The organism is Opitutaceae bacterium, from assembly GCA_041395105.1.
In the GTDB taxonomy this organism is placed as follows: domain Bacteria; phylum Verrucomicrobiota; class Verrucomicrobiia; order Opitutales; family Opitutaceae; genus B12-G4.
Map to the genome: position 1 here is coordinate 108,715 of JAWLBB010000005.1, position 12,809 is coordinate 121,523.

The window sequence follows — 12,809 nt, forward strand, 5'->3', positions numbered from 1 at the left end:
CTTCGGGGTCGCCTGCGGCAGGCGATTATCGAACTACGGGTCCATGAGAATCAGGTCGCGGTCTACTTGAGGTAGACCTGCTTACGGTCATAGGTGGTATGCAGAAGGTGGTGGGCGCGCTCACTGAGCGGTTCGCCCAGAAACTCCGTGTAGATTCGCTTGATCTCGGGATTGTCATGCGAACAGCGCCTCTTCTGGTCGCGGTCGTCCTCATAGAGGCCCGCCATCCGCTGCCGTCGGATCTCATCACTCACCCCATAGGGTTGACCACCGCCTCCGATGCACCCGCCCGGGCAGGCCATCACTTCAATGAAGTGGTAGGGCAGTTCCTCTCCGGCAGCACGGGCCTCACGCACACGGTTGAGCACCTTGCCCACGTTGGCCATGCCGTGAGCGACCGCGACACGGATCTTGTGACCGGCAATCTCCAGCTCGGCTTCCTTCACCCCTTTCAGACCCCGGACCGGTTGGATATTGATCGCTTCATCCGGCATATTCTCACCGGTGATCATGTAGTAGCCGGTTCGCAGCGCCGCCTCCATCACGCCGCCGGTGGCCCCGAAAATGGTTCCGGCACCGCTGTAGCTGCCCAGAATCGAATCCGGCTCGCCGCCGGGCAGAGTCGTGAACTCGATCCCGGCCTGCTTGATCATCCGGGCGAGTTCGCGGGTGGTCAAGGCGACGTCGACATCCTTGTAGCCGGAGGCAAACATCTCGGAAGTCCGCTCCAGCTCGTACTTCTTGGCCGTGCACGGCATGATCGAGACTTGGTAATGCGCGGCGGGATCAATCCCGATCTGCTCGCTGTAGTAGGTCTTGGCCATGACACCGAGCATCTGCTGCGGACTCTTCGCGGTGGAAAAATTGTCCACGAAGTCATGGTGGAATTTCTCCATGTAGTCGGTCCAGGCCGGACAGCAGCTCGTGATCAGGGGCAGCGGTCCCCTGCCCTTGGCAAACCGCTGAACGAACTCACTGGCCTCTTCCATGATGGTAAGGTCGGCCGAGAAGTTGGTGTCAAAGACCGCCTTGAATCCCAGCCGCCGGAGCGCCGAGTAGATCTTCCTGGTCAGGTTGGTCCCGGGAGGATAGCCGAATTCCTCTCCCAGCGCCACCCGGACACTCGGGGCGATCTGCACGGTGCAGACCTTGCCGGGATCGCGGAGCGCCGCCCAGACCGTCGACGTCTCATCGTTCTCGACGATCGCACCGGTCGGACAGTGGGCCGCACATTGCCCGCACTTGATGCAGGGGGAATCCGCCAGCAGGATGTCGCCGGCCGGAGCCATCCGGGTGTTGATCCCGCGCTGCAGAAAGGACAAGGCCCAGACGTCCTGCACCTCCTGGCAGACCTGCACACAACGACCGCACTTGATGCACTTGGTAAAGTCGATGACGATCGATCCGTTCGACCTGTCGACCGGGGCCTCCCGGACGATTCGTTTGAATCCCTCTTCGCGGATGCCAAACTCACCCGCCAGGGTCTGCAACTCGCAATCTCCGTTGCGGCCGCAGGTCTGGCATTCGTTGGGGTGATTGGAAAGTATCAGCTCCAGGACCGTCCGGCGGATCTCGTGCAGCTCGCCGTCGTGGGTCGTGATGTCCATGCCCTCCTCAATCGGCGTGGTGCAGGCGCGGGGCATCTTCCTGCTCCCCGCGACCTTGACCACGCAGAGGCCGCAGGCTCCGATCGGGTGCAGGTCCTCATGCCGACAGAGAGTCGGCACCTTGGTCTGCACGCCGCGGGCCGCTTCGAAAATGGTCGTCCCGGCCGGCACGCTGACTGCGATTCCGTTGATCGTGGCCCGGATCATTCGTTGTATCATGATTGTCCTTTCACAAACCTCATCCCGCCTTCCTGCCGACTTCCGCCAGTTTCTTCTTCATCTCCCGTGCGTAGGCCGATCCTCCCTCGATGAAAGCGAGGTATTCATCTTCAAAATACCGCAGGGTCGAGAGGACCGGATTCGGTGCGGTCTGTCCCAATCCGCAGAGCGAGGCGGTCTGCATGGCACGGCAGATCCGGCGAAGGGCATCCAGGTCTTCCAACTTGCCCCGTCCGCGAAAGATCGTCTCGAGCAGCTGAAGCATCTGGAACCCGCCGACCCGGCACGGCGCACATTTTCCGCAGGACTCGTCGACGCAGAATTTCAGGTAGAACCGCGCCACGTCCACCATGCTGTCGTACTTGTCCATGACCAGCATGCCGCCCGAGCCCATGATCGAGCCCAGCTCACTCAGGCTCTCGTAGCTGACTTCGGTATCCAGAAGCTTCTCGGGTATGACTCCGCCCGAAGGTCCGCCGGTCTGGACCGCCTTGATGTCCTCGTCATCGAGGAGCCCGCCACAGATGTCGTAGATGATGGTGCGGAGGGTGACCCCCATCGGGATCTCCACCAATTGGGAATGCTTTACCTTGCCGGTGACCGCGAAGACCTTCGTGCCTCGGGATTTCCCGGTGCCGTAGGCCGCATACCACGGCCCGCCGTGTTCGACAATCGCTCCGACTGCCGCGAGGGTTTCGACATTGTTGATCGCCGTCGGCATGCCCCAGAGACCCTGGACCGAAGGATAAGGCGGCCGCGGAACGGGACTCCCGCGCAACCCCTCGATCGAGGCGATCAGCGCCGTCTCCTCGCCGCAGACGAAGGCACCCGCTCCCAGACGTACATCGGCCTCAAAACTGAATCCCGAGCCGAGTATGTTCTCCCCCAAAAGCCCCGCCGATCTCGCCTCCTCGATCGCCCGCCGCACCCGCGCCACTGCGAGAGGGTATTCGGCCCGGATGTAGAAGTAGCCCTTGGAGGCACCGACGCAGTAACCGGCCAGGATGAGGCCTTCAAGCACGCCGTGGGGATCGCCCTCCAACACGCTTCGATCCATGAAGGCGCCGGGATCTCCCTCGTCTCCATTGCAGATGACGAAGCGGCGTTCCGCCTCGACCTCTCGGGTCAGTTGCCATTTGCGCCACGTCGGGAAACCGGCACCGCCCCGGCCCCTCAGGCCGCTCTCTTCCATGATCTTGATGACGTCCTCGGGCGACTTTCCACCCAGAACCGTTTCCAGGGCGGCATAGGCGCCGTGGGCCAGACTGTCATCCAGACTCTCCGGATCCAACTCGCCGCAACGACGCAGGACAATCCGGACCTGGGGATCGGGATCCCGCACCAGCAACTCGTCCACCACCCTGCCGGCCAGCAGGCTTTCCGAGATGATTCGGCGGATGTCCGGCGAAAGCACATTGGCATAGGTCACCCCGGAGGGAAGAAGCTGGACGCAGAGCCCTCGATCATAGATTCCCATGTCGAGCGCCCGGTGAATCGGAACCCCGGAACTGAGGTTGGAAAGGTGCATTTCCTGCTCGAATGACGCCTGGAAGAACTTGGTCCGGTCTCCGTCTTCCATGCTGGTGTCCTTGATCAGAATCGCCGTCGTCGGCCCCCCGTCGAGCGTGAGGCCCCGCTGGCGGGTGGCGATAAGGTGATCGTCGATCAGGCAACCGCCCACCAGGTGGCCGGTGATGATCCTTCGGGCCACCGTCTCGTCGACCGCGCCATAGGTGATCTCCGGCCCGTCCCTGGAGGTCACCACCACCACCGGGTCCGCAAAGACGATCCCTTTCGAGCCCGTCCGCTTGACCGGCAATTCGAGACCCGCCTTGGCCACTTCCTCCTTCAAGATCGAAAAAACCTCGCCCGCGCCCGCAGCGATCCCTCCGGTGTCCAGGCCCACCCTGATCTCATCGGGAGCCGGCTTTTTCCGGGAACGATAGTCAGCCAATGCCTTGCCGTTCTCAAAACGATTCATGGGTTCTCCTCCTTCTTCCGCGCCGCCTCCACAATCGCGGCCACATCCGCACTGCGGACACGACCATGGGTCTTGCCGTCAACCGTCATGGCCGGCGACATGCCGCAGCAACCGATGCAACGGACGGTTTCCAGATGAAATTCGCGATTCTCCGTCGTCTCGCCTTCCCGGATACCCAGACAGGTTTCCATCTCCGCCAGCACATTGGCCGACCCTTTCAGGTAACAGGCCGTGCCGATGCAGACGGCCACATTGTGCTTCCCCGGCGGGACCAGCTTGAAATAGTGATAGAAGGTGATGACCTCGTAGATCCGGGCGAGATTGACGCCCAGTTCCCGGGCCAGTGCCATCGAGATCTCCCGTGGAACATACCCGTGCTCGTCCTGGATCGCGTGGAGGATCATGATGAGGTTTCCCTCCTGGTCCCTCCACTTGTCGACATACCTCGACACCTCCACTTTGGCGGCCTCGGGATCGGTTATCGGATAATGCAACGATGCCGTTGTCATAGAATGCGCTTCTCCTCGAATATGAACCGGGTCCGGCGTGAGGGCTGCTGAAGCCCAGTCTGCTCAATACTCAAAACTAATACTGTGTCGACATGAATAAAGCATAACTTATCAGAATCCGCTGTAATATCCGGACTGAATCCGTTCGATCTTTCGAGTATCCTCATCAAGAGTCCGACGACCGCTTCATTGATCGCCATGTCCGCCCGCCCCAATATCCTTCTCATCTTCACCGACCAGCAGCGCTTCGACACGATCGGAGCACTCGGCAACCCCTTTATCCGGACACCCAACCTGGACCGGCTTGTTCATGAAGGCACCGCATTTACTTCCGCCTACACCCCGTCCCCGGAATGCGTTCCCGCGCGGTGTTGCCTGACCTTCGGTCAATACCCTTCGAGCACCGGTTGCTTCTCCAACCGTGACCCATTCCCGTTCGCCGAGAAGCAGACCCTCTTCGATGCACTGACCGAGTCCGGCTACCGGACCCACGGCATCGGCAAGTGCCACTTCAGTCCCGGTGAAGTGACCTACGAGCCCCACGGGTTTCAGTCGCGGGAAACCCAGGAGGAACTGTCCGGTATGACGGAAAAGGACGATTACCTGCAGTACCTCTGGGCAAACGGATTCAGGCACGTGACCGATCCCAACGGCATCCGGGGTGACATGTATTACATGCCCCAGCCGGCCCAGATGCCGGCCATCCACCACCCCACCCAATGGGTGGGCGACCGGGCGGTGTCCTTCATTCAGGACCGGCGGGGCGATGACCAGCCCTGGTTCCTCTATTCCGGCATCATCCACCCGCACCCGCCCTTCTGCCCGCCGAATCCCTGGCACAAACTCTACCGGGACCTTGATGTTCCGCCACCTCACCTGCCCCCCGGCTACGAGTCCCTGCAGATCCACATCAACCGGATCCAGAACCGCTACAAGCGCTTCGACCGCGGCAGCGATCTCTGGCGCATCCGGATGATGCGCGCCTATTACTTCGCCTGTATCAGCTTCATCGATTATCAGGTTGGCCGGATGCTGGAGGCCCTCGAAACCACCGGCCAGCTGGAGAATACCCTCATCGCCTTCTCCTCCGATCACGGCGAGCTTCTCGGCGACTTCGGTTCCGTGGGCAAACGCAGCTACCACGACGCCGCCTCCCGGGTGCCGATGATCCTCCGCCATCCCGGCTGCCTCCCGGCCGGGGCAACCTGCGACACTCCCGTCAGTCTGATCGACCTGACCCGCACTTTCAGCGATCTTGCCCAAGCCCCGCTCAAGACCCATCAGCTTGAAGGCGAAAACCTGGTGGATCTGGCGGCCGCTCCCCCAGCCGACCGGACAATCTTCACCCACCTGAACAACAGGAATGACGGCATCTACGCCGCAATCAACCGGCGGTGGAAATTCGCCTACAGCGCCCCCGATCAGGCCGAGTTCCTGCTCGACCGCCGGCGGGATCCGTTGGAAACAAAGAACCTCACCGGCATCTCTCTTCCACCGGACTGGCCGTCCACCCGCGTCGCCGACTCCCTGCGCGACACCTTGCAGACGCACCTGCGCCAGGGGGGGCAATCCGATGCCGTCGATGCGAGAGGTTGGGTTCCCTATCCCCGGAAATCCCTTCCCGCAAATCCCGACAGCGGTCTCATCTACCAGGACCATCCCTGGGCCGATCAGAGCATACCGGGATACACCGACTAAGGCGGAGCCTACCGCGTCAGAACGACCGCGGCATGCCTCATGACGGGAGGCGTGGGCAGGCGTAGCGTCCCGCCGCCATGCTCAAGCTGGTCTGTCGTGACCGGGGTTCCCTGCTCGGTATCCCACCACTGCACCGTCCACAATCCTTCCGGGACGTCCTCCAGCAGGAGTGTGCCCACCGCGGTATCACCTGCTTCCAGGGCGAAAACCCGCTCCCGATGCCAGACCCACAGCGCGATGAAATCATCGCCTCGCTTTCCGACCGCCGCGATCCTCGCGACTTCAAGCCCGGTATCCATGCCGTTGAACGCAAACCAGTCCCGACCTGCCGCGTTGCGTATCCGGATCGTCTGAGGTCCGGCGGCCACCTCGAAGCGGAGATCGACCGATTGCGCCGCTTCGCTTCCGCTGCCCTTCGCAAACCAGGTGTGCCCGGCCACCACCCGATCGTTGAGCAAGACCTCGGCGGTCGTACCTTCCGGTCGATAATGGTGAAGCCGCTCGTCCAAATGCAGGTGAACCGCCACCGTAACGGCCTGCGGAAAATCAATCTGATAAGTCGCCTCGCCGGGAAAACCTATTCCGAGCGGCCGGGGCACACCCACCAGGATACCCGGGACCAGCGCCATTTCGACCGGCACGCTTCCGTCGATCGGGATCTCAATGGTCGGAGCGGGCCGATGCATCCAGACAAACCCGGGGGCGATGACGAAGGGCATGCGGTCCGGACTCTCCACGGAGGGTGAAAACGGCTCGAGCCCTTCACGTTCCGCAATCCGGGTCTCATCCAGAAACCGGGCCACCGATGCCAATTGCCCGAAATTCCCGGTTTCGATCAGCAACTCGACAAACCAGGGCTGAGGGGGCAGGTGAAGCCGTCCCATGATCCCCGCCCAGATCGGGGGAACCACGGTCAGCCCGGCGCGCTTCTGTTCATCCGACACCCGCATATGGTCATCGCCGAACTCGCCGTAGAAGACCGGCTTCGACAGATCCTGATAGACCGGATCCACGTAACGCATATTCTCGAGCATGTTCACCGCATAAATATGCGGCTGAAGGAAATCCATCCGGGCAAAAACCGGGCTCCAGAGGTCCTCCATGCTCGTCGTCACGAGATGACGGTAGACATCGACCGATCGAATAAAGTCCGCCATTTCGGCATGCCAGGCCGCCACGGCAACTTCATCGCTCTCGAAACGGAGCGCATCAACCCAATGAACTTCGTTGAAGAGTTCCCATGCCATCACCGCCGGTGAATAGCCCCAACGCGCCACGATGTAGCGGTACTTCTGCCGCGTCAGCCGACGGGCGTCCTCCGACCTGAAGAAGTCGGCCGGTTTTTCCAGAAAGCCTCCCGGCAGGCCGGCATTCCAGGGATTCTCCTCCCAGTTGGGATTGGTTTCCGTGCTGTACTGGCCGTGATGCTGCAAGACAATCTGAACGTAGACATGGGACGCTTCCGCCGACGCGATGATGGCGTCCCAACGTTTCGCCACATCGACGTCCAGTTGCCCCGGCGCCGGCTGCGACCCGTTGGGATCACGCAGCCAGTCCAGATTCGTGCCGCCAAAATGGACCATCCAGATCCGCGCCCAGTTCAGTCCCGAAACCCCGAACTGCTTCAGGCGCTCGTTATAATACTCCGTGACTTCACGACCGCCCGGAGCCCACGGGATATTGCCTCCAAGTGGAACATAAGCGCTGCCGTCCCCACGGGAAAAGGACCGGGGATCCCAAGGGGCGATCCGCACCTGTGAAAGCACCTCGGGCGACACCACTTCGATGACCCCGCCGGTCGGCTCAATCCCGGCCAGCGGATGGACAACAACGGAACCATCCGTGAGGTCTTCTTCGATGGAACAAAGACGATAGGATCCCGCTTCGTCGCCGCGAATACGCACACTGAAGCGATCGTCCTCCCGAAAGAAGGCGGGGGCCCGCATGTCCCGCCCCGATGGATGGCGCACTGTCGCCCAAACCTCGCGGGCGAAGGGATTACCGTCCGTCGAGGGAACGGAGAATGAAAACTCAACCGGAGCGGCCATGACAGATAGGTGCACGGACAGGCCAAGACAGGCAACCCGCCAACCCCATCCGGAACGGATTCCGCCCGACAGCCAGTCAAAGAAGTATCGAGAGTGCATGAGAGAGAAGGAAGACTCTACGCCGAACCGCCGATCCTTGGAATGAGATTCCGCCCACCTCTCATGAGAATCGTTGCCCCGAACGACCGACCGGCACACCCGGGAATTTGGGCACATCGTTGACATCAACCAGCGGGATCCCGAGTTTCCGGCAGTTTTCGACCAATGCCGGCGTCGTGTGCCGGCTGATGACCCCGCGCCACTGCTTGCTGAGCAACCAGTAGGGATCACGTTCCGCCCGACCCTCGTCGTCGAGAAAGGCTGCCCATTGCTGGTGGGTCCGCGTGTACTGAGCGATGCCGCGCAGCATGGGCGCGCACTCATCATGAAATGTCATGAAGATCAACAGGACCGGCGGGCGCATGGATGGGGGAGCAACGCCGCTGTGTCGGCGTTCTCGAGGCAAGGGAACACTTCGACACAGCGAAGTGGCTACACCAGACCAGCAATGACTTGCGAATGTGACCATGAATCCAAAGTGCATAACAGCCTCTAGTCCAGGCCCGCCCGCGCATACCAGGCGCGAAGGGTCTTCACCTCGAACGGTCTGGGGCCCGCCAGATAGTGATTGCGAAAAACCCGTCCGCCCGTCCGGTATTCGATTTCAATCCACTGCCGGTGGGCGCAGGCGGGGACCCTTCCCAGGACCTTGCGGCCATTGGACTCGATCGAGGCCGAACCGGAGAGCACAACGGCATCGCCGTCCCGGATCGTGAACTCCAGGGGCGCGGGTCGCAGCGTGTCGTTCACCGCCACCACCGCCTGGGCCCCCGCCGCCGGTTCATCGAACATCACGCAGATATCCGCCTGCACCCGCCGGATCACCTCATAAGCCCGTTTTCGTGCGCCGTAATAGTCGACGACCGCATCCGAGATCAGGGGCCAACCATCGCGCAGATTCCACCAGAGGATCCCGGAACGACGCCCCTTGGCGATCCGGAAACGCTCGACGAAGAACTTCAACGCCTCGGCCTGGGAGACCTGGGAGGCGAAGACGAAATCGTCCAGATTCTCCGGCACCTCGCCGAAAAGCACCTTGATCTGATTGGCCATCAGCTCGATGCGGTAGTTGTAGGCCGTTCCGCGGGGCTGGGGACGAGCCGCATGGGTGAGCCATTCCTCATTGCCCTGCCAGGGCCAGAGGTTCCCGGGGGTCATCATCCGCTCCAGCGATGAACGCGACGGACACCCATGGTAGCCGATCTCACTGGCGAAATGCGCATTGGATGACAGATAGTAGTTCCCCTTGAAATCGTCGCGAGGCCCCCAGAGGTGATCCTCCGGACGCCTTTCATGAGGCGTACCCATGCTCCAGAGTTTGGCACTGATATAGGGTGAACTCGGGAGGTAGTCACGACATGGATCCAGTCGGCGGCAGGCCGAGGCGAGGATCTCCCTCGAGATCTGATCATCCACATTCGGATCACAGTGTGGCTTGGCAAAGGTGTAGAAGACGTCGATCTCGTTGTTGCCCGCCCAGAGAACCAGTGAGGGGTGGTTGCGCAGCATCGGGATGATGGCTTCCGCCTCCTTCCGCACCCTCACATGAAACTCCGGCGTCTGGGGATAAAGGGCACAGGCAAACGCGAAATCCTGCCAGACCATGATTCCCGCCTCATCGCATCGCCGGAAGAAGGCCTCCGGTTCGTAGACATTGCCGCCCCAACACCGGATCATATTGCAGTTCAGGTCGACGATCATGTCCATCGTCTCCTCCAGCCGGTTGGCGTCGCGGCTGTGCAACGCATCCAGCGGCACCCAGTTCGTTCCCTTGATGAAGATTTTCTCACCATTGACCTCGAAAGCGAATTCCCCGGATCCAGCGGCGTCCGTCGTCTCCGTCATTTTCAACCTGACCGTCCGAAAACCATGACGGGCCATCCACGCCGTGCGGACATTGTCCTGCCCGTCGAGAAGCTCCAAACGGACGGCGTAGAGATTGGCCTCGCCCGAGCCTCGCGGCCACCATAGGTCGATATCTTCCAGGTCGCAGAGGATCCGGCCGTGCCCGCTCAGGACCGGAAAGCGCCGGTCGCACACGGTTTTCTTTCCGTCCAGAGTCGCGACCGTCAACCGCACCGACCCGTCGTCGCCCGGCCAATCCGCCGCGGCGAGGTCCCACCGGACCAGCAACTGCGCAGCGCGGCGGGACGCATCGACCGAAGTCGTCGCCAGATAGACGCTTCGAAAACGGGTTGCCGGGATCACCTGGATCGACACACCACGCCAGATGCCTGCCGAGACCACCCGCGGCATGATGTCCCATCCAAAGCTGTGGGCGGCTTTGCGAATTCCCAGCGATTCCCAATTGTTCTCCATCGCGAATTCGCCCGGATCAATCGGACGGTCCCGCGCCGCCAGCACGGTCGAATCAATCCCGATCACCAGGGTATTCCCGCCCGGCCGAAGAAGACCGCTCGCTTCGAGCCGGTGCGGGATCAGCATATTCTCAAGGTCGCCGATCTTCACCCCGTTGAGCCAGACGGTGGCGAGGGTGTCCACGCCTTCCAGAACCAGCTCGCTTCGCGCCGCGGCGATCGCTTCCGGCACGTCAAATGTCCGGGAATACCACCACTGATTCGCTTCGAGGTCCCGCAGCCGGTAGATCGTGTGGCCCTTCTCCAGTTCCTCCGGCAGCAAACCCGAACGGATCAGATCGAGTTCCACGTTCCCGGGAACGCAGGCCGGGATCGGCTCCCAGGATTCCGGCACTTCCGGTTCCGCCATCCGGGAAGCCGGCTTCTGCTGTGCGCCAAACCGAAGGGTCCATCCGCCACTCAGGTCAATTGCTTGCATCGTCATCGTCCATATCCGGGTTGTTCAGAGAATGCGGCCATCCTTGGAGACAAAACTCCGCACCAATGTCCATCGTAGCGCAATGAAGGGCAACGGTGGAATGAGATGGGTTCCCACAGAAATGAGAACCGTTCCACGGCAACCGGTGTTCACCATTCATGAGTTGCCCGTCCGAGGAAATCCGACTACTATTCCGAATCTGATTCCGACCATGCCCATGACCCGATCCAAGGGAGTCCGGCCGCTGCCGGCCGTCCCTACCGGTTGCCTCAAGCCAACCGTGCAGCGGCCGTCATCGAGGGGCTGGACGCCGACCTCATCGACCCGGAGGAGATTTCTCCGTGCGTGGCTGACTTGCACGGCCCCGCGGCCCGGAACGGCTTATCGAAAATCCCATTCAACCGTAAAAACCTGCAACTTTCGGGCCGCAGGGCGTGTATTCCAGAAAGAAAGACTCCTACGGAGAATCGCGAACTCAAATCGATCCGCCATGAAACACCAGACCCCCAACGTCCGACCCACCCACTGGCTCGCCGCCACCATTGCTTTCCTCATCTTCACCGTCATGCAAACCCAGGCCGCCACCAACGAATCCATCAACCGGACCTTGGACATCGCCCCCGGAGGCACGCTCGTCGTCAAGGTAGAGAATGGTCGAATCAATGTGACCGGCGAGGCCGGCTCCGGTGTCGTCATCAAGATCGACCGGGTGATCAAGGCATCCTCAAAGGAAAAGGAGGAGGCCTTTCTCGCCGGAAATCCCGTCGAAATCGAGACATCCGGCAATTCCGTGACCATCACCCGAAAAGGAGAAAAGGGAGACAGCTGGGGTTTCAGCTGGTTCCGGAAGAAGCCCCGCGAAGAAGCCACCTACGAAATCGTCGTGCCAGTCGATTTCAATCTCGAGCTCAAGACTTCCGGAGGAGATATCGCCGTGACCAATCTGAAGGGGAAGACCCGCGCCGACACGTCAGGTGGCTCCATCCGGTTGATCAACCTGACCGGAGACACGAATATCCACACCTCGGGCGGGTCCATCCGCATCAACGATTGCCACGGCACGACCGACGCGCACACCAGCGGCGGCTCCATCACCACGGAAAACGGATCGGGTGATCTCATGGTCAAGACCAGCGGAGGTTCCATTACCGTGCGGGACCACAACGGCAATATCAATGGCCATACCAGCGGGGGCTCGGTCAGCGCCACTTTCAAGACCAACCCGACCCAGCCCTGCTCCCTCTCAACCTCAGGCGGCAGCGTCAACGTGACCCTGCCGGCCAATGCCGCCGTCGATCTCGAAGCTTCGACCTCGGGCGGTAGCGTGCATTCCGAATTCCCCGACGCACAACCCGACCCCAAGAAACGGAACAAGCTGTCCGGACCGATCAACGGGGGCGGGCCAGACCTGAAACTCCAGACCAGCGGCGGCAACATCCACATCAAACGCAGCGGCGAGGCCTGAAACAATGAGCACCTTCCTTGCCTTCATCCTCTGGTGCGGCCTGTTCGTCCTCTGCTGGCCGGTCGCCCTCCTCGCCCTGGTCGCTTTGCCCTTCCTCTGGCTCCTTTCACTGCCCTTCCGGCTCGTCGGCATCTGCCTGCACGGACTCTTTGCCACCCTGACTGCGATCGTCACCCTGCCCGCCCGACTCCTCGGCTGGCGCCCCGCAACCTAGAGGGAAGCCCTCCAACGCTAGACCGTTTCGTCGACTCAGAACTGGAATTCCTTGTTCGTGGATTTGTCTGGTGTAGCCGCCCCAGTCTCTTGGGGCGTTTCGACGGGGAAACGCGGCAAGAGACTGCCGCGACTACATCTCGTGATTCCTCCTGAATACCCCCTATCATTGCC

9 protein-coding genes are annotated in these 12,809 nt (G+C 61.4%); 3 read left to right on the forward strand and 6 right to left on the reverse strand.

Translation table 11 applies throughout. The features are described 5' to 3' along the window. Nucleotides 1–62 precede the first annotated feature (62 nt). The 3 genes from R3F07_15690 to R3F07_15700 are packed head-to-tail and all read right to left on the reverse strand — an operon-like array spanning nt 63 to nt 4,316. Nucleotides 63–1,826 carry an NADH-dependent [FeFe] hydrogenase, group A6 gene (locus R3F07_15690; protein MEZ5277823.1) on the reverse strand — a complete coding sequence of 588 codons (1,764 nt, stop codon included), beginning with the start codon at nt 1,824–1,826 and terminating at the stop codon, nt 63–65. Nucleotides 1,827–1,845: 19 nt separating this feature from the next. Continuing rightward, nucleotides 1,846–3,807: an NADH-ubiquinone oxidoreductase-F iron-sulfur binding region domain-containing protein gene (locus R3F07_15695; protein ID MEZ5277824.1), complete on the reverse strand. Its 1,962-nt coding sequence runs from the start codon at nt 3,805–3,807 to the stop codon at nt 1,846–1,848. Then, nucleotides 3,804–4,316, reverse strand: a complete 513-nt coding sequence (locus tag R3F07_15700; protein ID MEZ5277825.1) for an NAD(P)H-dependent oxidoreductase subunit E — start codon at nt 4,314–4,316, stop codon at nt 3,804–3,806. The genes R3F07_15695 and R3F07_15700 overlap by 4 nt, the downstream gene beginning before the upstream one ends. Before the next feature lie 198 nt (nt 4,317–4,514). Here R3F07_15700 and R3F07_15705 point away from each other — a divergent pair, with 198 nt between their 5' ends. Continuing rightward, nucleotides 4,515–6,014, forward strand: a complete 1,500-nt coding sequence (locus R3F07_15705) for a sulfatase-like hydrolase/transferase (protein MEZ5277826.1) — start codon at nt 4,515–4,517, stop codon at nt 6,012–6,014. 8 nt (nt 6,015–6,022) lie between these two features. Here R3F07_15705 and R3F07_15710 read toward each other — a convergent pair whose 3' ends face one another. From R3F07_15710 to R3F07_15720, 3 genes are all read right to left on the reverse strand, one after another. Continuing rightward, nucleotides 6,023–8,161 (reverse strand): DUF5060 domain-containing protein, encoded by a 2,139-nt coding sequence (locus R3F07_15710; GenBank protein MEZ5277827.1) that lies wholly within the window; start codon nt 8,159–8,161, stop codon nt 6,023–6,025. Between the two features lie 61 nt (nt 8,162–8,222). After that, nucleotides 8,223–8,525: a hypothetical protein gene (locus R3F07_15715; protein MEZ5277828.1), complete on the reverse strand. Its 303-nt coding sequence runs from the start codon at nt 8,523–8,525 to the stop codon at nt 8,223–8,225. Between the two features lie 128 nt (nt 8,526–8,653). Continuing rightward, a complete protein-coding gene (locus tag R3F07_15720; GenBank protein MEZ5277829.1) occupies nt 8,654–10,963 on the reverse strand; it encodes a hypothetical protein in 2,310 nt (769 codons plus the stop codon). A gap of 484 nt (nt 10,964–11,447) precedes the next feature. Here R3F07_15720 and R3F07_15725 point away from each other — a divergent pair, with 484 nt between their 5' ends. Further along, nucleotides 11,448–12,422 carry a DUF4097 family beta strand repeat-containing protein gene (locus R3F07_15725; protein ID MEZ5277830.1) on the forward strand — a complete coding sequence of 325 codons (975 nt, stop codon included), beginning with the start codon at nt 11,448–11,450 and terminating at the stop codon, nt 12,420–12,422. A 4-nt stretch (nt 12,423–12,426) separates the two neighbouring features. After that, nucleotides 12,427–12,636, forward strand: coding sequence for a hypothetical protein (locus R3F07_15730; protein MEZ5277831.1), 210 nt, complete (start codon nt 12,427–12,429; stop codon nt 12,634–12,636). The last annotated feature ends 173 nt before the right edge of the window (nt 12,637–12,809 follow it).

Excerpts from the sequence above, each read along its gene's own strand:
- R3F07_15690 (MEZ5277823.1), bottom strand. The coding sequence starts at position 1,826 with ATGATACAACGAATGATCCGGGCCACGATCAACGGAATCGCAGTCAGC.
- R3F07_15695 (MEZ5277824.1), bottom strand. The coding sequence starts at position 3,807 with ATGAATCGTTTTGAGAACGGCAAGGCATTGGCTGACTATCGTTCCCGG.
- R3F07_15700 (MEZ5277825.1), bottom strand. The coding sequence starts at position 4,316 with ATGACAACGGCATCGTTGCATTATCCGATAACCGATCCCGAGGCCGCC.
- R3F07_15705 (MEZ5277826.1), top strand. The coding sequence starts at position 4,515 with ATGTCCGCCCGCCCCAATATCCTTCTCATCTTCACCGACCAGCAGCGC.
- R3F07_15710 (MEZ5277827.1), bottom strand. The coding sequence starts at position 8,161 with ATGCACTCTCGATACTTCTTTGACTGGCTGTCGGGCGGAATCCGTTCC.
- R3F07_15715 (MEZ5277828.1), bottom strand. The coding sequence starts at position 8,525 with ATGCGCCCGCCGGTCCTGTTGATCTTCATGACATTTCATGATGAGTGC.
- R3F07_15720 (MEZ5277829.1), bottom strand. The coding sequence starts at position 10,963 with ATGACGATGCAAGCAATTGACCTGAGTGGCGGATGGACCCTTCGGTTT.
- R3F07_15725 (MEZ5277830.1), top strand. The coding sequence starts at position 11,448 with ATGAAACACCAGACCCCCAACGTCCGACCCACCCACTGGCTCGCCGCC.
- R3F07_15730 (MEZ5277831.1), top strand. The coding sequence starts at position 12,427 with ATGAGCACCTTCCTTGCCTTCATCCTCTGGTGCGGCCTGTTCGTCCTC.